Origin of the sequence: Bordetella sp. N, assembly GCF_001433395.1 — a bacterium.
GTDB lineage: Bacteria > Pseudomonadota > Gammaproteobacteria > Burkholderiales > Burkholderiaceae_B > Bordetella_C.
In genome coordinates, this window is sequence record NZ_CP013111.1 from 4,239,652 (window position 1) to 4,262,619 (window position 22,968).

At 66.8% G+C, this 22,968-nt stretch carries 21 protein-coding genes; 14 read left to right on the forward strand and 7 right to left on the reverse strand.

Going from position 1 to position 22,968, the window contains the following annotated elements; genetic code table 11:
• Positions 1-6 precede the first annotated feature (6 nt).
• Positions 7-450: a hypothetical protein gene (locus ASB57_RS18145; protein ID WP_156414207.1), complete on the reverse strand. Its 444-nt coding sequence runs from the start codon at positions 448-450 to the stop codon at positions 7-9.
• A 94-nt stretch (positions 451-544) separates the two neighbouring features.
• On the opposite strand from ASB57_RS18145, the gene ASB57_RS18150 reads away from it, so the two are divergent.
• From ASB57_RS18150 to ruvA, 11 genes are all read left to right on the forward strand, one after another.
• On the forward strand, positions 545-1,966 hold the full coding sequence (locus tag ASB57_RS18150; RefSeq protein ID WP_231755187.1) for an FAD-dependent monooxygenase: 1,422 nt from the start codon (positions 545-547) through the stop codon (positions 1,964-1,966).
• Between the two features lie 337 nt (positions 1,967-2,303).
• Positions 2,304-3,329 carry a tRNA dihydrouridine synthase DusB gene (dusB, locus tag ASB57_RS18155; protein ID WP_057653495.1) on the forward strand — a complete coding sequence of 342 codons (1,026 nt, stop codon included), beginning with the start codon at positions 2,304-2,306 and terminating at the stop codon, positions 3,327-3,329.
• A 47-nt stretch (positions 3,330-3,376) separates the two neighbouring features.
• The gene (locus tag ASB57_RS18160) at positions 3,377-3,616 is read left to right on the forward strand and encodes a helix-turn-helix domain-containing protein (RefSeq protein WP_057656244.1); all 240 of its coding nucleotides are present in this window, start codon (positions 3,377-3,379) and stop codon (positions 3,614-3,616) included.
• Positions 3,617-3,677: 61 nt separating this feature from the next.
• The gene (gene purH / locus ASB57_RS18165; RefSeq protein ID WP_057653496.1) at positions 3,678-5,267 is read left to right on the forward strand and encodes a bifunctional phosphoribosylaminoimidazolecarboxamide formyltransferase/IMP cyclohydrolase; all 1,590 of its coding nucleotides are present in this window, start codon (positions 3,678-3,680) and stop codon (positions 5,265-5,267) included.
• The gene (ruvC, locus tag ASB57_RS18170) at positions 5,267-5,812 is read left to right on the forward strand and encodes a crossover junction endodeoxyribonuclease RuvC (protein WP_057653497.1); all 546 of its coding nucleotides are present in this window, start codon (positions 5,267-5,269) and stop codon (positions 5,810-5,812) included. The genes purH and ruvC overlap by 1 nt, the downstream gene beginning before the upstream one ends.
• A 158-nt stretch (positions 5,813-5,970) precedes the next feature.
• A complete protein-coding gene (locus tag ASB57_RS18175; protein ID WP_057653498.1) occupies positions 5,971-6,834 on the forward strand; it encodes an STAS domain-containing protein in 864 nt (287 codons plus the stop codon).
• A 4-nt stretch (positions 6,835-6,838) separates the two neighbouring features.
• Positions 6,839-7,219: an STAS domain-containing protein gene (locus tag ASB57_RS18180; protein WP_057653499.1), complete on the forward strand. Its 381-nt coding sequence runs from the start codon at positions 6,839-6,841 to the stop codon at positions 7,217-7,219.
• A complete protein-coding gene (locus ASB57_RS18185; protein WP_057653500.1) occupies positions 7,216-7,632 on the forward strand; it encodes an anti-sigma regulatory factor in 417 nt (138 codons plus the stop codon). Before ASB57_RS18180 ends, ASB57_RS18185 begins: the two co-directional genes overlap by 4 nt.
• Positions 7,617-8,627 (forward strand): SpoIIE family protein phosphatase, encoded by a 1,011-nt coding sequence (locus ASB57_RS18190; RefSeq protein WP_057653501.1) that lies wholly within the window; start codon positions 7,617-7,619, stop codon positions 8,625-8,627. The genes ASB57_RS18185 and ASB57_RS18190 overlap by 16 nt, the downstream gene beginning before the upstream one ends.
• Positions 8,624-10,363: an ATP-binding protein gene (locus tag ASB57_RS18195; RefSeq protein WP_057653502.1), complete on the forward strand. Its 1,740-nt coding sequence runs from the start codon at positions 8,624-8,626 to the stop codon at positions 10,361-10,363. The genes ASB57_RS18190 and ASB57_RS18195 overlap by 4 nt, the downstream gene beginning before the upstream one ends.
• 96 nt (positions 10,364-10,459) lie before the next feature.
• Positions 10,460-11,032, forward strand: a complete 573-nt coding sequence (gene ruvA, locus ASB57_RS18200) for a Holliday junction branch migration protein RuvA (protein WP_057653503.1) — start codon at positions 10,460-10,462, stop codon at positions 11,030-11,032.
• Positions 11,033-11,049: 17 nt separating this feature from the next.
• On the opposite strand, the gene ASB57_RS18205 is transcribed toward ruvA, so the two are convergent.
• Positions 11,050-11,979, reverse strand: coding sequence for a complex I NDUFA9 subunit family protein (locus ASB57_RS18205; protein WP_057653504.1), 930 nt, complete (start codon positions 11,977-11,979; stop codon positions 11,050-11,052).
• 93 nt (positions 11,980-12,072) lie between these two features.
• A complete protein-coding gene (locus ASB57_RS18210) occupies positions 12,073-13,038 on the reverse strand; it encodes a threo-3-hydroxy-L-aspartate ammonia-lyase (protein ID WP_057653505.1) in 966 nt (321 codons plus the stop codon).
• 208 nt (positions 13,039-13,246) lie between these two features.
• Here ASB57_RS18210 and ruvB point away from each other — a divergent pair, with 208 nt between their 5' ends.
• Positions 13,247-14,314 (forward strand): Holliday junction branch migration DNA helicase RuvB, encoded by a 1,068-nt coding sequence (gene ruvB / locus ASB57_RS18215; RefSeq protein WP_057653506.1) that lies wholly within the window; start codon positions 13,247-13,249, stop codon positions 14,312-14,314.
• A 102-nt stretch (positions 14,315-14,416) separates the two neighbouring features.
• On the opposite strand, the gene recQ is transcribed toward ruvB, so the two are convergent.
• Together recQ and ASB57_RS18225 are read right to left on the reverse strand one after the other, a co-directional pair.
• Positions 14,417-16,240 carry a DNA helicase RecQ gene (gene recQ / locus ASB57_RS18220; protein WP_057653507.1) on the reverse strand — a complete coding sequence of 608 codons (1,824 nt, stop codon included), beginning with the start codon at positions 16,238-16,240 and terminating at the stop codon, positions 14,417-14,419.
• Positions 16,241-16,333: 93 nt separating this feature from the next.
• Positions 16,334-17,740, reverse strand: a complete 1,407-nt coding sequence (locus ASB57_RS18225) for a hypothetical protein (RefSeq protein WP_057653508.1) — start codon at positions 17,738-17,740, stop codon at positions 16,334-16,336.
• A gap of 235 nt (positions 17,741-17,975) precedes the next feature.
• Here ASB57_RS18225 and ASB57_RS18230 point away from each other — a divergent pair, with 235 nt between their 5' ends.
• Together ASB57_RS18230 and ASB57_RS18235 are read left to right on the forward strand one after the other, a co-directional pair.
• A complete protein-coding gene (locus tag ASB57_RS18230; protein WP_057656245.1) occupies positions 17,976-18,683 on the forward strand; it encodes a response regulator in 708 nt (235 codons plus the stop codon).
• An 81-nt stretch (positions 18,684-18,764) separates the two neighbouring features.
• Positions 18,765-20,531, forward strand: a complete 1,767-nt coding sequence (locus ASB57_RS18235; protein WP_057653509.1) for a HAMP domain-containing sensor histidine kinase — start codon at positions 18,765-18,767, stop codon at positions 20,529-20,531.
• A gap of 13 nt (positions 20,532-20,544) precedes the next feature.
• Here ASB57_RS18235 and ASB57_RS18240 read toward each other — a convergent pair whose 3' ends face one another.
• Together ASB57_RS18240 and ASB57_RS18245 are read right to left on the reverse strand one after the other, a co-directional pair.
• On the reverse strand, positions 20,545-21,609 hold the full coding sequence (locus ASB57_RS18240) for a cytochrome d ubiquinol oxidase subunit II (protein ID WP_057653510.1): 1,065 nt from the start codon (positions 21,607-21,609) through the stop codon (positions 20,545-20,547).
• A complete protein-coding gene (locus ASB57_RS18245) occupies positions 21,606-22,949 on the reverse strand; it encodes a cytochrome ubiquinol oxidase subunit I (RefSeq protein WP_057653511.1) in 1,344 nt (447 codons plus the stop codon). Before ASB57_RS18245 ends, ASB57_RS18240 begins: the two co-directional genes overlap by 4 nt.
• Positions 22,950-22,968 lie beyond the last annotated feature (19 nt).

The window sequence follows — 22,968 nt, forward strand, 5'->3', positions numbered from 1 at the left end:
GGACGCCTACAGCACGTAGCCGTCCAGCCAACCCATGGCGGACCAGACATAGACGACGACCATGGCAATACCGAACATGGAGCAGATCGCTCCTACCAGGGTGGCTACGATGGCGTGCAGGACTTCGGGCCAGCCGGTACGCGACACCTTGCCCAGCCCCGGGTTGTAGGCCTGATCGAATTTTTCGTCGCTGCGCAGGCAGAACACCACGCTTTCGATGAAGCCGTCGATCATGGGGATGAACAGCAGGAAGAAGGCGGGATTGTCGTACCAGACCGGGAACAGCCGCGTCGCCGCCAGGCACAGGATCCCATAGGCCGTCACCCAGGCCGCGCCGCGCCGGCCCACGTACCACCAATGCGCGCCCAGGCATCCCAGCCACAGTGCCAGTGAGGCGGCCCGCAGCTTGGTGCGCGCGGCAGGCGCGCGAAGCGCAATCTCGTCGATCATGGTCGGTCCCGATGTTGGAGAAACTGGCGGCCGGGAACGGAACGTGCCACCGGCAACCGCGTCGAGTGTAGAGCCGCGGAGCTAGAATCGCCACATGAGCAAAACCGATTTTTCCGTCGCCATTCTGGGGGCTGGCCCAGTGGGCTGCGCGCTGGCACTGATGCTGGCCCGCCATGCGGCCGATCCGGCATCCATCCTGCTGGTGCGCGGGCGGCCCGGCGCCGCTGGTGACGCGGCGCCTTCCGCGCTTGCGCAAGGGCTTGTACCGGCAGGCGCGGCCGATGTTTCAGGTGGCGTGGCCAGCGCTGGCGCCACGCGGGGAGCGGCGCCTGCCGCTGCGGTACCGGCGGCGCCGATATCCGTGGTCGCGCCCATTCCCGTGCCGGCCAGCGCGCCGCTGGCGGCGCCGGCCGTGCCGGTTACACCGGCCGGTGACGCCGGGGCCGCCACAACGGGAGCGGCTGGGCCGGGCGCCTCAGCGCCGACGGCGGCACGGCCCGAGGCCGATGCCCGGGTGCTGGCAATGAATCATGGCAGCCGCGTGCTGCTGGAATCCTTGGGCGCCTGGCCGCGCGGGGCTGCCGATATCCAGACCATCCACGTGTCGCAGCGTGGCCGCCTGGGCCGGACCTTGATCCGTAATACCGATTTCGACGTGCCCCAACTGGGCGCCGTCACGGGCTACCCGATCTTGCACGCTGCCCTGATGCGCCAGGTCGAGGCCGCGGGGATCACGGTGCGCACGCTGGCCGGCGCCCGTCTGGCCGGCCAGGACGCGGCCGGCGCGACCATCGCCGACGTGGACGGCAACATCCTGCGCTGTGGCGTGGCCGTGCAGTCGGATGGCGCCGGCGCCGATGACATCCGCCGCGAGTATGGCCAGCAGGCGGTCCTGACCACCGTGCGCGCCACCTTGCCACGCGCCGGCTGGGCCTTCGAGCGCTTCACACGCGAGGGCCCGCTGGCCCTGTTGCCGCATCCTGCCGCGCCGGATACCTACGCAGTGGTCTGGTGCTGCCCGCCCGAGCGCGCCAGTGCCCTGGCCGCGCTGGACCAGGCTGCCTTTTCCGCGGCGTTGACGGAAGCCTTCGGCGACCGGCTGGGGGCCCTGACCTGCTTCGCGCCGCGCCATGTTTTCCCCTTGTTCCTCAGCGCCCGCCGCGCGCTCGTCAACGGCCGCAACGTGGCCGTGGGCAATGCCGCGCAGACCTTGCACCCCGTCGCGGGACAGGGATTGAACCTGGGACTGCGGGATGCCGCCCGGCTGGCGCTGTCGTTGGCGCCCTGGCTGGCCGATCCGGCGGGCTCGCCCGACGCGGCGCTGGCCGGCTTCGCCCGCGCGCGGCGGGACGACCGTTGGCTGACCGCCGGGTTGACTGACCTGATGCCACGGGCGTTCACCACCGGTGTGGCGGCGTTTGAGCACGCCGGCGGCCTGGCGCTGCTGAGCCTGGATTTGCTCTCTCCATTACGCGCGCCCCTCGCCCGCCATCTGCTCCAGGGCTTACGGGCGTGATTTAGATCATGGGCAGCTTGCTGGCATAGAGGTTTTTTATTTACGGGGGAAACCCCCGTGCCCCCGGAAGTTGCAGCATCTCTCCTCTGGAGCGGTGTCTTCGATACGCCGGCCAAGTATCCTGCGGAAGAATTCCGGGGGGCCCATCATTTCCCTGAATTGAATTACCTTCGGCCATAGGGCGGGAGCCAAAAAGGGGGCGATGGGGGTCTCCCCCATCATCAAAAAAATCTTCAACAGCCAACTGCCCCCCAAAAAACACCCTTAAACGTTGTTTTAAAACGGCTTTGACTCCCGCCAATATGGGGTCGGATCGGGCCGGGTAAAATCCCCGCCCATGCGTATCGGCCCCTGGACTCTTCCCAATAACGTGCTGGTCGCGCCCATGGCGGGCGTGACGGACCGGCCATTCCGCCAGCTTTGCAAAAAGCTGGGGGCGGGCTATGCCGTGTCGGAAATGGCCGCCAGCAACCCCCGCCTGTGGGACAGCGTCAAGACCTCGCGCCGCCTCAACCACGAGGGCGAAATCGCCCCGGTTTCGGTGCAGATCGCCGGCGCGGACCCCGCCATGATGGCCGAGGCCGCCGTTTTCAACGCCTCCAAGGGCGCGCGCATCATCGACATCAACATGGGCTGCCCCGTCAAGAAGGTGTGCAATGTCGCCTCCGGCTCGGCCCTGCTGCGCCACGAAGACCTGATCGCCCGCATCCTCGACGCCGTGGTGCAGGCCTGCCGTCCGCTGGACGTGCCCGTGACCTTGAAGACCCGCACCGGCTGGGACCGCGAGCACCGCAATGCCCTGCGCATCGCCCGCCTGGCCCAGGATTGCGGCATTGCCGCCCTGACCCTGCATGGCCGCACCCGCGCCGACATGTACACCGGCCAGGCCGAATACGACACCATCCGGGAAGTCAAGGCCGCCATCGATATCCCCGTGGTCGCCAATGGCGATATCGACACGCCCGAGAAAGCCCGTCGCGTTCTCGACTACACTGGCGCCGACGCCGTCATGGTCGGCCGCGCGGCTCAGGGCCGTCCGTGGATTTTCCGCGAGATTGACTACTACCTGCGTACGGGGGCTAAACTTCCGCCCCCGACCTACAGCGAAATGCGCGACCTGTTGCTGGAACACCTGGATGACCATTACCGGTTCTACGGGGAGCACACCGGCGTACGCACGGCGCGCAAGCACATCGGATGGTATATCGACGGCCTGCCTGGCGCCGATGCCTTCCGCGCTCACATGAACCAGATCGACGGCACCGGCGCGCAGGCAAGCGCCGTGGCCGACTGGTTCGATCATTTCGCCCACGACGACCGGCCAACCGAGGCCGGCGCCGAGCAAGCCTTGCTGGCGGCCTGATCGAACCTTTTTCCGCCGTTTCACATAAACAAAAAAAGTTGTGCATGATGAGTAAAAAAGATGTCCTGGAAGAATGCGTGCGCGCCAGCTTGGAGCGCTACTTCGAAGACCTGGGCGATTCCGAGCCCCACGACATGTGGGAAATGGTGATGCGCTGCGTCGAACGCCCGGTCCTCGAAGTTGCGCTGCAACGCGCGGGCGGCAATCAGTCGCGCGCATCGGAAATGCTGGGCATCACGCGCAATACCCTGCGCAAGAAGCTGCTTGCGCATAACATCCAGGTCTGAACCGCTTTCCACCAATCTCACAAAACGGATATGCCGCGGCCCGCCGCGCGTCCCGCCTGACATGAAAATCGAAACCGCCCTGCTTTCGGTCTCCGACAAGACCGGTATTGTTGAATTCGCCCGTGCCCTGGCCACGCGTGGCGTGCGCCTGCTGTCCACCGGCGGCACCGCGAAACTGCTGGCCGACGCCGGCCTGGCCGTGACTGAAGTGGCGGCACACACCGGTTCGCCCGAAATCCTCGACGGTCGCGTCAAGACCCTGCATCCGAAGATCCACGGCGGCCTGCTGGCCCGCCGCGACAGCGCGGAGCACCTGGACACCATCGCCAAGCACGGCATCGATCGCATCGACATGCTCGTGGTCAACCTCTACCCCTTCCGCGAAACGGTCGCCAAGCCCGACTGCACGTTCGCCGACGCGGTGGAGAACATCGACATCGGCGGCCCGGCGATGCTGCGCGCGGCCGCAAAGAATCACGGCACCGAAGCCGGCGGCGTGACGGTGGTGATCGATCCTGCCGACTACGCGCGCGTGCTGGCCGAGCTGGACACCAACGGCAGCACCTCCTACGCCCTGCGCCTGAACCTGGCGACCAAGGTCTACGCCCACACGGCCTCTTATGACGGCGCCATCGCCGCCTATCTGAGCAGCCTGACCGAAGCCGCGCCGGAACAGGACGCCACGCCGGCCCGCAAGGAATGGCCGGACACGCTGACCATCCAGATCAAGCAGGAACAGGCCCTGCGCTATGGTGAGAACCCGCACCAGACCGCGGCTTTCTATGTGGACCCGCAGCGCCAGGCCGGCCTGCTGGGCAACTACCGCCAGCTGCAAGGCAAGGAACTGTCTTACAACAACATCGCCGACGCCGATGCAGCCTGGGAATGCGTGCGCAGCTTCGACAGCGCCGCCTGCGTCATCGTCAAGCATGCCAACCCCTGCGGCGTGGCCGTGGCGGCGCATGGCCTGGACGCTTACCGCCAGGCCTTCAAGACCGACCCGACGTCCGCGTTCGGCGGCATCATCGCCTTCAACCGTCCGGTCGACCTGGCCACCGCTGAAGCCGTCAGCGAGCAATTCCTGGAAGTGCTGCTGGCGCCTGCCTACGACGGCGCGGCGCTGGCCCACCTGGCCAAGAAAAAGAATGTGCGTGTACTGGAAGTGCCCGCCGGCGTCAGCCAGAATGCCTTCGACGTCAAGCGCGTCGGCGGCGGCTGGCTGGTACAGACGCCCGACATCGGCAGCCTGACCGAAGCGGACCTGAAGGTCGTCACCAAGAAGCAACCCACCGCGCAGCAACTGAAGGATCTGCTGTTCGCGTGGAAGGTGGCCAAGTACGTCAAGTCGAACGCCATCGTCTTCTGCGCCGACGGCATGACCCTGGGCGTCGGCGCCGGCCAGATGAGCCGCATCGACTCCGCGCGCATCGCCTCGATCAAGGCCGAAAACGCGGGGCTGTCGCTGCAGGGTTCGGCCGTGGCGTCGGACGCCTTCTTCCCGTTCCGCGATGGCCTGGACGTGGTCGTGGCGGCGGGCGCCGGTTGCGTCATCCAGCCGGGTGGCAGCGTGCGTGACGACGAAGTGATCGCCGCCGCGGACGAGCACGGCATCGCCATGGTGCTGACCGGCATGCGCCACTTCCGCCACTGATGCGCATCATCGGCGTCGATCCCGGCCTGCGCCGTACTGGCTTCGGCGTTATCGACACCGACGGCGCGCGCCTGCGCTATGTCGCCAGCGGTACCATCGTGGTGCCGCCGGCCGACGCGCTGGCGCAGCGGCTCAAGGTCATCCTGGACAACCTGCGCGAAGTCGTGCGGGACACGCGGCCCGACGTGGCCGCGCTTGAAATCGTCTTCCTCAATACCAATCCCACTTCCACCCTGCTGCTGGGTCAGGCCCGTGGCGCCGCGCTCTGCGCGCTGGCCGACTGCGGCCTGGACGTGCACGAGTACACCGCGCTGCAGATCAAGAAATCCGTGGTCGGCACCGGACGCGCCGCCAAGGAGCAGGTGCAGGCCATGGTGCAGCGCCTGCTGGCGCTCGACGGCCTGCCGGCGCCCGACTCCGCCGATGCGCTGGCCTGCGCCATTTCGCACGCGCACGTCGGTCCGCTTGCGGATCGTCTCTTATTGATGAGCAAGAAACCGAAAGGCAGCCGGGTACGCCTGCGCGCCGGCCGATTGGCCGTTTGATCGGCCACCGCATCAGCCGCGACGCTGCTTAAGTCTGGACGCCGGCTTAATCCTGATCAGTGTCACGATCCGCCACCGAATTCGCAGACGTGCAACGCCTTTCCGGGTATGCTCACGCTCAATTTTGTAATTCAGCATTTAGTCCCTTGGAGCCACTTGTGAGCGAATCCGGCAATCTGTCCGTCGTCATCCACGATAACCAGAAAGACATTCTGAAGGCGTGGATCAGCCTGCAGGGTGCAGAGTCCAACGACAAGGGCCTGATCAAGGAAACCGAACTGCGCGCGCAGTGCAGCAATTTCATCGCCGCTTTCGTCGCCGCCAGCAACGACGGCCTGGACGACAAACTCGCGGGCGCCAACTGGGACGAAGTGCGCGGCTTTCTGGCTACCTTGTCGCGCAATCGCGCCTTGCAAGGCTTTTCACCTTCCGAGACTGCGACCTTCGTCCTCTCGCTCAAGCAGCCCATCCTGAATGTCCTGCGCAAGACCTACGGCGATACCCCTGCCCGTCTGGCAGACGAGTTCTGGAAGCTGACCCTGGCCCTGGACGCCCTGGGCCTGTACACGGTGGAGCAATACCAGAAGGGCCGCGAACAGGTCATCCAGCGTCAGCAACAGGAGTTGCTCGACCTGTCCACGCCGGTGGTCCAGCTGTGGCACGGCATCCTGGCGCTGCCGCTGATCGGCACCCTGGACAGCGAACGCACCCAGACCGTCATGGAAAGCCTGCTCGAAGGCATCGTTGCGCAGGAAGCGACCATCGCCATCATCGACATCACGGGCGTGCCCACGGTCGACACGCTGGTCGCGCAGCATCTGTTGAAGACCGTCGCCGCCGCGCGCCTGATGGGCGCCGAGTGCATCATCAGCGGCATCCGGCCGCAGATCGCCCAGACCATCGTGCACCTGGGCGTGGACCTGGGCGACGTGATCACCAAGTCCACCTTGGCGGAAGCGCTGCGTCTTGCCCTTCGCAAGCGCGGCCAGGCGGTCACTTCCGTGACAGGAGTGAAGGCCTGAACTCATGGATCGCGTCCCCATCCTCCGTTTGCAGGACTACCTGCTGGTCACCATCCAGGTCGAGCTGCATGACCAACTGGCTGTCACGCTGCAAGACGACCTGACGCAGACGTTGTCGCGCACGCATGCCAGCGGCGTGCTGATCGACATCTCCGCGCTGGAGATTGTCGATTCATTCATCGGCCGCACCCTCGCGCATATTGCAGCGATGGCGCGTGTCATGGATGCCAATACCGTTATCGTCGGCATGCGCCCGGCAGTTGCCATCACCCTGGTCGAACTCGGCATGACGCTTGACGGCATCAATACCGCGCTCAACGTCGACAAGGGCATGGCGCTATTGCGCGATCTTGGATCAGAAGGCCTCGAGACGGATGACGCATGATGGCCGCCCTCGGTCAGGCGACCTTCGACATACGCACCCAGGACCAGCTATCTATTGCACGGCGTACCGTGCAGGAATGGGCCGTGGCCATCGGCCTGGGCACGCTGGAACGGACCAAATTCGTGACGGCGGCCAGTGAGATCGGCCGCAATACGCTGGTGCATGGCGGCGGCGGGCGGATGATCATCGAAGAAGTCAGCAATGACAGCAATCAGCGCGGTCTGCGCCTGATCTTCTCGGACGAGGGACCCGGCATCGCCGACATCGATCAGGCCCTGACCGACGGGTTCACCACGGCAAAGAGCATGGGACTGGGTTTTGGCGGCGCCAAACGCCTGGTCAGCGAATTCGATGTACGGTCGTCGCCAGGCAGCGGCACCACGGTTACCCTGACGCAATGGAAGCGCCGATAGTCGTCAATGAATCCAGCCAGGTCGCGGAGGCCCGGCGCCATGCTGTCAGCGTGGGGAAGGCGCTCGGGTTTTCAGAAGAGCTGACCGGCCGGGCCGCGCTGATCGTCACCGAGGCCGCCACCAATTTGCTCAAGTACGGCGGCGGCGGAACGATACTCACGCGTCCGTACGCCGATATCGACAGCACCGGGCTGGAGATTCTCGTCCTGGACAAGGGGCCAGGCATCGCCGACCCGGCAGCCAGCCAGCGGGATGGTCATTCCACTGGCGGCACCTTGGGCCTGGGCCTGGGCGGCATCGCGCGGCAGTCCCACTTCCACGAAATCTATACGGATGAAAAGGGTACGGCCATCCTGGCCCGCGTGCGCAGCGACGAGCCCGCCCCGGCCGCCAGCCGCCCGCGGCAATGGTTGAACGTCGGCGGCCTGTCCACGCCCCTGGCGGGACAGGAAGCCTGCGGCGATGCCTGGGCCTCGCGCTGGGAGGCTGGCGCCCTGTGGGTGACGATGGTGGACGGCCTGGGCCATGGCCCGCAGGCAGCCCGTGCTGCCCATGAGGCGCTGCGCGTCTTTCAAGCGGCGAGCGTTACCGCCACGCCCTCTGAAGTGCTGCGCGCCGCGCATGCGGCGTTGAGGTCCACGCGCGGCGCGGTCATGGCCGTGGCGGTCATCCGACCGATGCTGGGCGCTTTCACGTTTGCGGGCATCGGTAATATTTCCGCTCAGCTGATTTCGCCCTCGGAGACCCGCCGCTTGCCCTCCACCGACGGCACCGTGGGCTACAGCGTCAGGTCGATACGCGAACAGTCCTACACCTGGGAACCGGGCTCGATGCTTGCTATGAGCACGGATGGCTTGTCCACCCGCTGGACCATGGCCGGACACCCTGGTTTGCAGCGGCGCCACCCTTCTCTCATCGCCGGCGTGCTGCACCGAGATTTTTCACGCTCCAATGACGATGCCACTATCGTCGTCGTCAAGGATGAACAAGGATGATGCACAGACTGTTATCGGCTCGCATTGAAAACGACCAGGCATTGGTGCGCATCCGCGACCGCACCCGCCAGGTCGGCGACGCCTTCGGTCTGGATAATCTTCAACGGACGCGCCTGATCACCGCGGTGTCCGAAGTGGCGCGCAATGTCGTGCAGCATGCGGGCAGCGGCTTGATCGAGTTCTCCTTCCGGGAGGAGGATGAACACGCGCCGCAGGCCATCGTCGCCACGATTTCGGATGGGGGCCCCGGTTTCGATGTGGCGGCGTTACCCGCAAATGGCCAGCGGGCGGACGGCAAGGTCATGCTGGGCATCTCTGGCAGCCGCCGCCTGGTCGATCACTTCGACATCGTGTCGGCTCCGGGCAAGGGCACTCGGGTGACCTTGGAGATGCACCGCAGCCACGCGCAACCCGTCATCAGCCGCAACGAACTGGCGCCTCTGATGGAGCAACTGGCGCGCCGCAAGACGCAGACGCCGGTCGAGGAGCTGGAGCAGCAGAATCGCGAAATGCTGTTGACGCTGGACGAGTTACGCCTGCGTCAGGCAGACCTGGAAAAGGCCGACGAACGCAAGGATGAATTCCTGGCCATGCTGGCGCACGAACTGCGCAACCCGCTGTCCGCCATCGGTACCGCGCTGGAACTGCTCAAACGCAAACAGAACGCCAGCGAGGCGGACGTCCATCGCCTGGCAGACCTGGTGGCGCGGCAGACCGCGCAGCTGACCCGCCTGGTCAATGACCTGCTGGACGTGTCGCGCGTGTCACGCGGCAAGATCGACCTGGCCCTGGCGCCAGTGCTGTTGACCGACATCATCGACCACGCCCTTGAAACCACACATGGCGCCATCAGCGCCAGGCACCACCAGCTGGACTATGTCGCGCCGGCCGAGGAGGTGTGGATCAGCGCGGACAACATCCGCTTCCGCCAGATCCTGAGCAACCTGCTGCACAACGCGGCGCGTTATACGCCGGAGCGCGGCCGCATCACCATACGCGTGCGCCGCGACAAGGCCAACGTCGCCATCGACATCGAAGACAACGGCATCGGCATCGAAGCCGACATGTTGCCCCGCGTGTTCGACCTGTTCATGCAGGCCGACACCGGACTGGCCCGCCAGGACACCGGCCTGGGCATCGGCCTGACCCTGGTGCAGCGCCTGCTGCACCTGCACGGCGGCAATGTCACGGTGCACAGTGCGGGTCTGGGCAAGGGCAGCCGGTTCACGGTGCGCGTGCCCGAGTTGCAACGCGAAATGTCAGCCCCCGTTATCACGCCTGCCGAGCCGACCGCCTCCGCGGCCGTGGCCGAACCCGCTGCCGCCACGGCCCAGGGCGTTCGGATCCTGTTGATCGATGACAACGTCGACGCTGTCCACACGCTACGCCAGCTGTTGGAAGACGTAGGCCACGTGGTGGCCGAGGCCCATTCCGGCGAACGGGGCCTGGCCGTGGCGCAGCTGTTTGCACCCAACGTGGTGGTGATCGACATCGGCCTGCCGGGCATCGATGGCTTCCAGGTCGCGCAGCAGATCCGCGCGAAGCAGGCTACCGCCGCCAGCCTGCTGGTCGCACTTTCCGGGTACACGTCCGACACGATGCGCCAACGCGGGCGCGATGCGGGATTCGACCAATATCTGAACAAGCCGGTGGATATCGACGCGCTGGAGGCGATGATCCGCGCGCTGGACGTCGGGGGAACTGACGCACCCGCCATGCAACCTAGCGTGGCTTGAGCACGGCCGGCAGCCCCCCACGGTAGAATGCCGGCTTGATAGCGGTCCGCCGTCCTGGCGGCCACGGCATCGCCCACTCTAGCGCAACTCTGCATCATGATCGGAAGACTCACCGGCACCCTGGTCGAAAAAACACCGCCGACGATCTGCGTCGACGTCAATGGCGTCGGCTACGAGATCGATGTGCCGATGAGCACCTTATACGCGCTGCCCGAGCTGGGCGCGCGCGTCAGCCTGCACACGCATCTGACCGTGCGCGAAGACGCGCATCTGCTGTACGGCTTCGCCACCCCCGCCGAGCGCGCCACGTTCCGTCAGCTGGTCAAGGTCAGCGGCATCGGCGCGCGTACCGCGCTGTCGGTGCTGTCGGGTTTATCGGTGGCGGACCTGGCGCAGGCGGTCACCCTGCAGGAATCAGGCAGGCTGACCCGCGTGCCGGGCATAGGCAAGAAAACCGCTGAACGGCTGCTGCTTGAGCTGCGCGGGAAGCTGGGCGCCGACCTGGGCAACAGCCCGCAGCAAGTGCCGGACAGCCAGTCCGACATCCTCAATGCCTTGCTGGCCCTGGGCTATTCGGAAAAAGAATCCCTGTCGGCGTTGAAGACCCTGCCCGCGGATGCCGGCGTGTCGGACGGGATACGGCTGGCGTTGAAGGCCCTGGTGCGCTGATCCGGCGCCGGGCTGATTCAGAAATATTTGCCCGCGCGCCGTCCCAGGTAGCCTGGGACCAGGGCGTCCATCGAGGCGGGCACCACGCCCAGCTCCGGGGCCATCGGCTCCGCCGCGACGTTGTCCGAACGCAGGCTGTCCAGGTTATCGGGTGTCATCAATTTCTTGCCGGGCAACATGGCCAGCATGCTGGCCTGCATGCGGCCCAGGCCGTCCGGCACCAGGCACACCGGGCGCGGATGGCCGCTCCAGCGCGCGCACAGCCCCGCCACTTCGCCCAGCGTGTACACCTGGGGCCCCGCCAGTTCGTAGGTCTTGCCCGCGGCATGCGGGTTGGCGATCATCGCGGCAATGGCGGTCGCCACGTCGCCCACATGCACGGGTTGCAGACGCGCGTTGGCGCCAGCCAGGGGCAGCACGGGAAAGCGCCGCGCCAGCCGCGCGAACAGATTGGTGAAGTCATCGTCGGCGCCGAAAATTACCGAAGGGCGCACCAGCGTCCACGCCGGCTCCGTGTCGGCCCAGACCTGGCGTACCGCGGCCTCGCCATCGCCCTTGGAGCGTAGATACATGCTGGGACCGGCGCTGTCGGCCCCCAGGGCGCTCATCTGCACGAAACGCCGCACGCCATGGCGGCGGCAGCTTGCCGCGACCCGCTGCGGCAAGGTGACATGGGCGCGGGCGAACGCCGCGCCGTAAGGCTTGCCGCGATCGCCGTGCAGGATACCGACCAGGTTGACCACGGCGTCGCAGCCCTGCACCAGGCGGTCCAGGGTGGCGTCGTCGTAGATGTCGGCCTGGAACAGGGTGACCGTGGGCAGCACCAGCAAGTCGCGGCCGTGGGCGTAACCCCGGGTCGGCACCCGCAGCACATGACCGGCCTTGGCCAGCGTTGCCGCAAGGTGGCGGCCCACGAAACCTGTACCGCCCAGAATCAGGATACGCATCATCGCTCCGTCAGTACGTGTAGAGGGTCAGTCTTTTCTTGCGGACGAGCAAGGAAAATGCCCGGGCGGACAGCGTCGAAACTTGCCGGCAATTCAGCTTGCCAGATATTCCCCGTAAGCCTTCAGGTCGACGTTGCCGCCGCTGATGATGACGCCGACGCGGGCGCCTGCGACCGCGTGCACTTTTTGCAGCACGGCGGCGGCGGCCAGGCAACCGGTCGGCTCGACGACCATCTTCATGCGTTCGGCGAAGAACTTCATGGTCGCCACCAACTGGGCGTCGCTGACCGTGAGGATGTCCTTCACCTTGTCCTGGATGATGGGGAACGTCAAGTCGCCCAGAAAGTTGGTCAAGGCGCCGTCGGCGATGGACTTGGGCGTGGGAATCGAAACGATCTTGCCCGAGCGCAAGGATTGCTGGCCGTCATTGCCGGCCTCGGGTTCGACACCGAGGACCTGGCAGGACGGGCTCAGCGCCGCCGCCGACAGCGCGGAGCCGCCCAGCAGCCCGCCGCCGCCCAGGCACACGAACAGGTAATCCAGATCGCCCACTTCCTCGAACAATTCCTTGGCGGCCGTACCCTGGCCGGCGATGACGTCGGCATGGTCGTAGGGCGGGATCAGGGTCGCGCCGGTCTCGGCCTGCAGGCGCTGGGCCACCACCTGGCGGTCTTCCTTGTAACGGTCATAGGTAACGACCTTGCCGCCATACCCTTCGGTGGCGGCGCGTTTGGCGGCCGGCGCGTCCAGCGGCATGATGATGGTGGCCTGCACGCCTTGCAGCTTCGACGCCAGCGCGATGGCCTGGGCATGGTTGCCGGAGGAGAAGGTCAACACGCCCTTGGCGCGCTGTTCCGGCGTCAGCTTCGCGATGGCGTTGTAGCCGCCGCGGAACTTGAAGGCGCCCATGCGCTGGAAGTTCTCGGCCTTGAAATACACCTTGGCCCCGGCGATCGCGTCGGCCGTGGTGGAGGTCAGCACCGGCGTGCGGTGCGCGACTCCCTGCAGCCGCTCACTGGCGGCAACGACGTCATCGAAGGTGGGCAAAGCGGTCGACATGGCGGATTCCTGGGTGGAAGTAAGCGGGGGCAAGCGCGGCGGGGGCGCAAGGACACGGCATGATAGTCCAGGCCGGGCGTCTCCGGAACAGCCATCCCGCGGGCCGGAGACATGGGACGCGGCCTCTTGTACTCCCCGGACCGGCTTGCGGCGCCTTGCCGGCCCTTCCCTGGTGGTACGATTGGACGGCTTTCCACCTGCCCGAACCATGGCCATCCAGTCCGATTCCCTCAGCTCCCGTCCCGACGCCGCCCGCCTGGTCGCGCCGCAACCCGTTTCGCCCAATGAAGAGTCGGTCGAACGCGCCTTGCGGCCCAAGATCCTGCAGGACTACGTGGGGCAGGCGCGCGCGCGCGAACAGCTGGAAATCTTCATCGCGGCCGCCCGCCAGCGCAACGAATCGCTGGATCACGTGCTGCTGTTCGGCCCGCCCGGGCTGGGCAAGACCACGCTGGCGCACATCATCGCGCATGAAATGGGCGTGCAGTTGCGCCAGACCTCGGGGCCGGTGCTGGAACGGCCGGGCGACCTGGCGGCGCTGCTGACCAACCTGGAAAAGAACGACGTCCTGTTCATCGACGAAATCCATCGGCTGTCGCCGGTCGTGGAGGAAATCCTCTACCCCGCGCTGGAGGATTTCCAGATCGACATCCTGATCGGCGAAGGCCCCGCCGCGCGCAGCGTGAAGCTGGACCTGCAGCCCTTTACCCTGGTGGGCGCCACCACGCGGGCGGGGATGCTGACCAATCCGCTGCGCGATCGCTTCGGCATCGTGTCGCGCCTGGAGTTTTACAACGCCACGGACCTGGCCCACATCGTCACGCGTAGCGCGTCCCTGCTGCAGGCCACCATCACGCCGGAAGGCGCCGATGAGGTGGCCCGCCGCGCGCGCGGCACGCCGCGTATCGCCAACCGGCTGTTGCGCCGCGTGCGTGACTATGCGGAAGTGAAGGCCAAGGGGGTCATCGACGGCAAGGTGGCGGGCAGCGCCCTGGCCATGCTGGAAGTGGATCCGCAGGGCCTGGACCTGATGGACCGCAAGCTGCTCGAAGCCATCGTGCATAAATTCGATGGCGGCCCCGTGGGGGTCGACAGCCTGGCCGCCGCGATCGGCGAAGAACGCGACACCATCGAGGATGTGATCGAGCCCTATCTGATCCAGCACGGTTATTTGCAGCGCACGCCGCGCGGGCGCATGGCCACGCAGACTACGTGGCGGCACCTGGGCCTGGCGCCTCCGGCCGGCACGGCCGCGTCGACGGGCGACTTGTTTTAAAGGTACGGCATGCGCCGGCCTCAAGAATTAAATGGGCCCCCAAAGGGGGCCCATTTTTTTGGCCTGATTTTTTGGCCTGATTCGTAGCCTGGGCGACAGCCCTTAGCCTGAATGGGCGGCGACCCGTTCCAGGATGTCTTCCCCGTAGGCTTCCAGCTTACGGGCCCCCACCCCACTGATGTGCCCCAGGGACTCCAACGTATCGGGTTCCGACAGCGCGATCTCCCGCAAGGTGGCGTCGTGGAAGATGACATACGCCGGCACGCCGTGCTCGCGCGCGACTTCGCCACGCCAGGTGCGCAGGTCCTCGAACAAGCCCTGCGCGGACGCCGGCAACTCGACGGCCTGAGCCTTGGCCCGCGTGCCGCGCGTGGCCCGCGCCGCCTTGGGTGACTCACGCCGCAACATCAGCTGATACTCGCCCTTGAGCACGCCGCGGCTGCTTTCCGTCAGGGCCAAGGTGCCGAAGCCGTCGTGATCGACCTGCAGCAAGCCCTTGGCCAGGAGTTGCCGCATGACGCCCCGCCATGCCGAATCCGACAGGTCTGCGCCGATGCCGAACACGGTAAGGCTTTCATGGCCGTATTGCGCCACCCGGTCGGTGGACTTGCCGCGCAGGATATCGATGATGTGACCCGCGCCGTAGCGCTGGCCCCGTTCCTTGGCCAGGCGGTAGACCGCGGACAACACTTTCTGCGCCGCCACCGTGCCGTCCCAGGCTTCGGGCGGCTCCAGACAGACATCGCAATTGCCGCAAGCGGTGATGGTCTGGCCAAAATAATTCAGCAGGCGCACCCGCCGGCATTCGACGGTTTCGCACAAGCCCAGCATGGCGTCCAGGTGCTGGCCCAGGCGCCGCTTGAAGGTTTCATCGCCCTGCGATTCATCGATCATGCGGCGCTGCTGCACCACGTCCTGCAGGCCATAGGCCAGCCAGGCCGAAGCGGGCAGCCCATCGCGGCCGCCGCGGCCGGTTTCCTGGTAATAACCTTCCACCGACTTGGGCAGGTCGATGTGCGCGACGAAGCGCACATCGGGTTTGTCGATGCCCATGCCGAACGCGATGGTGGCCACCATGACGATGCCGTCTTCACGCAGGAAACGCGACTGGTTTTCCGCGCGCACCTGGGCGCTTAGCCCGGCGTGATACGGCAAGGCATTGATGCCCTGATTGCTGAGGAATTCGGCCGTTTCCTCGACGCGGGCCCGCGACAGCGCATAGACCACACCGGCATCGCCCATGTGTTCGGCGCGAATGAATTCCAGCAGTTGCTTGCGCACCTCGTTCTTTTCGACGATGCGGTAGCGGATGTTGGGACGGTCGAAGCTGGCGACGAAATGCTCAGCTTCGTCCAGCTTCAGGCGCTGGGCGATTTCGTCGCGGGTATGGTCGGTGGCCGTGGCCGTCAGCGCGATGCGCGGCACGTCGGGCCAGCGCTCGTGCAGCAGCGACAGCCCCATGTATTCCGGGCGGAAATCGTGGCCCCATTGGGACACGCAGTGCGCCTCGTCGATGGCGAACAGGGCAATGCGGCCGCGGTCCAGAAGTTCCTGGCAGCGTTCGGTGAGCAGGCGCTCCGGCGCCACGTAAAGCAGGTCGAGTTCGCCGTTGACGAAAGCCTGTTCGACTTCGCGCGCCTCGCGCCAGTCTTGCGTGGAATTCAGGAAGGCCGCGCGCACGCCCAGTTCGGTCAGGGCATCGACCTGGTCCTGCATCAGCGCGATCAGCGGCGACACCACGACGCCGGTGCCGGCACGCACCAGCGAGGGCACCTGATAACAGAGCGACTTGCCGCCGCCGGTAGGCATGAGCACCAGCGCGTCGCCGCCGCCGATCACGTGATCGACGATGGCCTTCTGGTCGCCGCGAAACGATTCATAACCGAACACGCGCCGCAGCACTTCCAGTGCGCGCGGGTCAGACATGGGAAAAAGCCGGAAGCATCATGGGGGGCATTCTAATGGATGCCAGGAACGAAGGTTTCCCCGCGCCGCGAGAATGTCCCATGCACGCGGACCTCAACGTCCCAGCGGCAGGGACAGATTCATGTTGACGGCGTATTCGCCGGTGATGACGTCGCGGTCGGCGCCCAGGGCCAGGCGGACGTTGGGGGCCAGCAGCATGCTCTGCGACAGGCCGAAGTGGCGCTCGGCCATGACGCCGTCACCGTCGCGTACGCCGTAATAGGTGCCGGTGAGCGTGCCCCAGCTGCCCATGGGCAGGCCGGCGGACAAGGTATTGCGCGATTGCCGCGTGTCGATGGGGCCGGTGGAATAGGTGGACAAGTCGTTGTAACCCGCCTGGGTCTGCTCGTTCGCATAGCCCAGTGTGACGCCGGACCAGACGTCGACCTTGTAGCCCAACCTGTAACGCCAGCTCTCCGTTTCGTTGTAACGGCTTTGCAGGGCGCCGGCGTTCACCGTGCCCCACTGGCCCACCGAGTAGGTGGAACCGAAACCGCTTGCGCTCATGGCGCGGGCGCTCTGGGCCTGGCCTTCGACGGTCCAGTCCTTGGTCATCCCATAGCGCAAGGCGCTGCTGCCGGCGGCCGCGCCATAGTTGATGCCGCCTTGGCCCACCGTGGTGTCGGTGTAGTCCAGGTGGCCGAACATGGACGAGTAGCCCAGCTTGCCCTCCGCCACGGGGGAATCGGCGGCAGTAGACAGATTGGAAAAGCCGAAGCCGCCTATGGTGGCGGCGCTGCCCCAGCCGGGGGTGTAAGAGGCCTGCGTTCCCAGGGACAGGGAAGGACCGTCGACCGTGCGGTAAGTCAGGGCGCGTTCGCCCTCTTCCAGGCCGCCGACCGTCGATATGCCGCCGAACCATGCCTTGCGGGCGCCCAGGGGCCGGGCCCATTTGACCTCGCTGGGCGTCCCCGGGGCCGGCGGGACGTAGCCCAGGGCGTAGTTGGGGTCCACGGCCAGGTCGTCGGCGAGCCCGCCCGCCGCGTCCGCCGTGGCTGTGCGGCACTGGACGGGGGTGGCGATCGAGGGGCCGGCGGGTTCATTGGCTTTGGCGGCCAGCCCCGGATCGGGTCGGCCCAGCACGGCGGCCAGCGGGTCGTCCGGCGTTGGTGTGGCGTCAGCGCTTTGGGGGGCCGTGGCGGGCTGCGCGCCTTGGTTCACCGTGATCTGTCCCCCGCCGTTCGTCGGGCTGTTCACGGCCGCGTTCACTGATTCGCTCAACCCATCGGCGCCCGCCGCTTCGGCCCCCGGGGCGCAGGGCGGCAGTTCCGCCGTCAACATCACGGAGTTATTGACCTGTATCGGCAGCGGCTGGGCCGGCGCCAGGTTGCCGAGGCCGGCCGCGACGTATTGAGGCTGTTTCGCCTGGCCCACGGCAGGGACGGCCAGCGCCAGGCCGCCGACCAGAATGGCCAGCCGCGTGCGCAGGAAACGGACAGATGCGTACGCCGACAAAAGCATGGTGGATGTAACGGGTAGACGGGGCTGGATGACAGCAGGACAACGGATCAGTACATGGGATTTTAGGCTGTCTATTGCACTGCGCAAAAGACTGCCGGGCCGAATGTCGGAAACAAACCATGACGATGCGGGGGAATCGAGGGGAGCCGTCCGGACGCGACTGGAGCTATCACGTATATTTCAGTCGATTTCCCGCCCCTTGCGTGCGCGGCGGGTCCATAACAATATGGGCGCCATGGATACGTCTACCCCTCATACCAAGCTGCTGGTCGTCGATGACGACCCTGCCCTGCGCCAATTGCTGGCCGACTACCTGAACCGGCATGGGTACGACACCCTGCTGGCGCCGGACGCCAGCGACCTGGCCGCGCGCATTGCACGCTACGCCCCCGATCTGCTGGTGCTGGACCGCATGATGCCGGGCGGTGACGGCGCCGACGCCTGCCGCCGGCTGCGCGAGCAGGGGGAAGACATCCCGGTGATCCTGCTTACGGCCCGCGACGAGGCCGTCGACCGCATCATCGGCCTGGAGGCGGGCGCCGACGACTACCTGGGCAAGCCCTTCGACCCGCGCGAGCTGCTGGCCCGCATCGAAGCCGTGTTGCGCCGCAAGCGCGGCCCGTCAGCGCTGACGCGCGATGCGCCGGTGACCTTCGGCCCATTCACCTTCGATCCGTCCACGCGCCAGCTGTTGCGCGAAGAAACGGTGGTCAAGCTGACGGGCGGTGAAATCAACCTGCTGGAAGCGCTGGTGCGCAACGCCGGCAAGCCCCTGTCGCGCGAACGCCTGCTGGCCCTGGCCCGCGACGACGATGCCGGCGAACGCAACGACCGGGCCATCGACATCGCCATCCTGCGCCTGCGCCGCGCCATCGAGGACGATCCCAAGCAGCCCCGCTGGATCCAGACCGTATGGGGCATCGGTTATCGTTTCTCGCCTTGAACCGCGCAGGCCGCAAGGCCCGCGCGCCTCGCCTTGCCACGCCGTCGCTGTGTCGACGGCGTACGACTTTCATTGAGACGCATGTCCTTTTCGCTTCGTAAGCTGCTGCCCCGTTCCCTGCGCGCGCGCCTGATGCTGCTGGTGCTGGGCTGCGTGCTGCTGGCGCAGGCCGCCACCCTGGTGATCGGCGCGCACTACCGCGACCGCTATCTGGAAGATGTGGCGCTCGACTACATCGCCACCACGATACGCACGCTGCGCGCGGCACTGGCGGAGATCCCGGCGGAAGACCGCGCGGATTTCGTGCGCGATGCCTCGGGCAGCCAATGGCATCTGTGGGCGCGCACCCTGCCGGCCGAAGCGCAGATCCAACGCTTCAATTGGGGCGGCCTGCCGCCCCCGCCACCGCCGGAAGCCCGGCCGCCGAACGTGCCTGACGCGGGCGGCAAAGGCCCCGCCGAACCCGGTGCCCGCGCGGGCATCAATGCGGGCACCGGCACGACGGGTTCCGGTTTGGGCCCTGTAGGTGGCCCGAACGCAAATCCGAGTACGAGTCCCAGCACAAGCCCAGGCGCGGGTCCGGGCGCCGGCCAGGCCGGTCCCGGCGGCCCTGGCGCCATGCAAGGCCAGCGTCCCGGCGCCGACGGTCGCGGCGACCGTGACGGCCGTGACCGCGGCGATCGCGGTGATCGCGGTGATCGCGGTGATCGCGGTGATCGAGGTGACCGAGGTGACCGAGGTGACCGAGGTGACCGTGGCGACTACTTCCGGGACCGCCGCGGCGGCCCGGAAGACGACACCCGCAAGGACCTGCGCGAACTCGTGCGCCAGCTCAACCGGCGCCTGAACGACGGCACTCGCGTGGCCCTGTCGCGCGGCCCCACGGCCGAAGTCTTCATTTCCCTGGCCAACAACCCCACCAGCGAAGACGCCCCGCGCCTGCGCGAATGGCTGGTCATTCCCGTCGATCGTCTCGACCCGCCCGCGCCGACACCCTTGATCGTTGCCTGGCTGGGCGGCCTGGGCGTGGTGCTGCTGCTGGCGGCAGGCTTCTCCTGGACCATCACGCGCCCCATCACGCGCCTGGCCCACGCCGCCGACCAGTTGGCGGCGGGCCAGCCGCAACGCGTGGAGCCGTCCGGACCGCATGAAACCCGCGTCCTGGGCGAACGCTTCAACGCCATGCTGGACGCTTTGGCCGAATCGGAATCGGTGCGTCGCACCCTGCTGGCCGGCCTGCCGCACGACCTGAAGGGGCCGCTGTCGCGCATGTGGCTGCGCATCGAAATGGCCGACGATCCGGTGCTCAAGGACGGCCTGCGCAAAGACCTGCAAGACATGCAGCACATGGTCGACCAGTTCATCGGATTCGTGCGCGGCACGGACCCCGCCGGCTATCGCTATGCACCGATACCCTTCGCGGAATGGGTGCAGGAACGGGTACACAACTGGGAAGGCGCGGGCTCGCCCGTGCATCTGACGATGGCGCCGGATACCGCCATGACGCTGCAAGGTGACGCCGTGGCGTTGGCGCGTCTGCTGGACAACCTGATCAGCAACGCGCTGCATCACGGCGCGCCGCCGGTGGAAGTCAGCCTGGCGGAGCGTCAGGGTGAAGCCATCCTGACCGTCGCGGACCACGGCCCCGGCATTCCCGCCGAGCGGCGCGCGGAAGCGTTGCGGCCCTTCGCCCGGCTGGACGACGCGCGCACCCGCAGCGGCAACGTGGGACTGGGACTGGCGCTGGCCGATGCCATTACCCGCGCCCATGGCGGCCGCCTGACCCTGGGCGCGGCGCCTGGCGGCGGCCTGAGCGTGGAAATCGCCCTGCCGCTGCAGGCCGGCTGATACGACTTACGACTTACCGGTCGCCGGTGGGCAAGCCCAGCTTCGGCGGCTTTTCCTTGCCGAACACCGACCGGTAGGACAGGATGTTGAAGACCAGGATCAGCGGAATCGCCACCACGGCGCCCGCGAGCACCAGCCGCAAGGACCCCGGCGCCGCGGCGCCGTCCCAGATCGTCATGTCGTCGAGGATCAGATACGGGAACAGGCTGTAGGCCAGGCCGCCCATCATCAGCAGGAACAGGCAGACGCACAGCACGAAGGGCACCCAGCTGAAACGCTCCGCCCGCGTCGGCAGGCGCGCCAGGACCATCTCCGTCAGGACGAAGCCCAGCAGCATGGCGCCCCATGTCGTGACCGCGGGCCCCAGGTGCGCCAGGTTGCTCCATTTATAGAAGATGCCGGCATTGGCCAGGCCCAGGGTGACGGCGATGGCGACCATGCCCGCGGCGGTCCAGCGGATGGCATGGCGCGCCCAGTTCACGGCGCGCCGCTGCAGGTCCCCTTCGACCCGCATCACCAGCCAGGTCGACCCCAACAGCACGTAGCCCGCCACGGCGCACAGCCCGACGAACAGGGAAAAGAAGGTGTAGCCCGGCAAGCTCTGGTAATTGGTGGCGATACGTCCCAACACCATGCCCTGGCCGAAGGCCGTCATCAGCGAACCGGCCCAGAAGGCGAACAGCCAGCGGGCCTTGTGCTCATTGCGGGCGCGAAAGCGGAACTCGAACGAGACGCTGCGCAGCACCGCGCCCAACAGCATGAGGGTCAGGGGGGTATAGAGCTGCCCCAGCACCACGCCCCAGGCAAAGGGAAAGGCCGCCGCGAACAGTCCCACGCCCAGCAACAGCCAGAACTCGTTGGCGTCGCGCCAGGGGCTCAGCAAGGTCATCATGCGGCCGCGTTCCGACGCCGGGGCCAATTGCAGCAGCATGCCGACACCCAGGTCGAAGCCATCGAGCACTGTGCCGGCCACGATCAGGACGAACAGCATGGCCATGAAGGCCAGCGGCATCCAGAAGCTCGGGTCCTGGGGGTTGAGCCCCAGCGACGCAGCAAGCGAAGTAAAAGCGGCGATCATGCGGCAGCCCTGGCGAATTTGCGTATCGGCACCACGCCATACCGCGCGGCGTGGAACAGCATGCTGACGAAGGCCCACAGCAGCAGGCCGTACAGCAGCACGTAGCCCAGGGTCCCGTACATCAGGCCGCGGCCGGTGGCGGCGCTCAGCACCTCGGTCTGCGTCACCGCGCCATTGACCACATAGGGTTGCAGCCCGGCAAGCGTCAACACCCATCCGGACAGCAGCACCAGGCCACCGGAGAACGTCAGGGCGCTAAGGGCGCGCAGCCAGCCGCGCGACAGCAACGCGGGATCCAGCCCCCGCGTGCGCAGGCGCAGCAAGGTGGCCCAGGCCGCCACGAACATCAGCGCGCACATGTACACCATCACGCGCAACGACCAGAACGTGAGCGCCACCGGCGGCTGCATGCCGGAATAATTTTCCAGGGCCAGCAGCTTGCCGTTGACGTTGCGGCCCAGCCAGCGCTCGGCCGCCCCGGGTATCGCCACACTGCCCAGGTTGCTGCCGGACTCGGCATCGGGCCAGCCGAACAGCAGCAGGTCGGGGCTGTCGCCTTCATTCCAGAAGCCGGCGGCCGCGGCAGCCTTGGCCGGCTGGTAATGGGCGATCATATTGGCCGCCTTCAGGCCGGCCGGCGCCAGGGCCACGATGGCCAGGCAGGCGACCACCAGCGCCACGCGGAAACCCAGGCGCTCGCCATCGTCCAGCGGGCGCCGCAAGGCTTGCCAGGCGGTAATGCCCATGATCATGAACGCGACGGTCAAGGCCGCCAGCAGCACGTTGATGCCCAGGGTCAGCTTCAGCGACGGGTTGATCAGCACCGCCATCCAGTCGAACACCTGATAGCGCCCGTCGACCGCCACGGCGCCGTCCGGGGTCTGCATCCAGGACACCAGCGCCAGCACCCAGAACACCGCCACCAGTTGCCCCAGGGCGACCATGAAGACCGACAGCGTGTGCACGGCCTCCGGCACGCGCCGCTGGCCGAACAACATGACGCCAAGAAAACAGGATTTGAGCGCGAATACCGACAAGACCGCGAAACCCAGCAGGGGCCCGGCCACATTGCCGATCCGGTCCATCAAGCCGGACCAGATCGTGCCCACCTGCACCAGCACCGGCACGGCCGCCGCCAGGGTCAGCACGAAAGCCAGGGCGAAAATACGCACCCAGAACCGATAGGCGGCGGTCCAGCCGGCATTGCCGCTGGCGCGGGCCTTGAGCTTGAAAAACAGCAGGAGCCAGGACAGGGCCAGGGCCAGCGCCATGAAAAACGCCAGAAAACCGAGGCAGACCGTGAATTGCACCCGGCCCAGAAGTAAAGGGGGAAGGATCATGATGCGCGCTAGTGTAAGG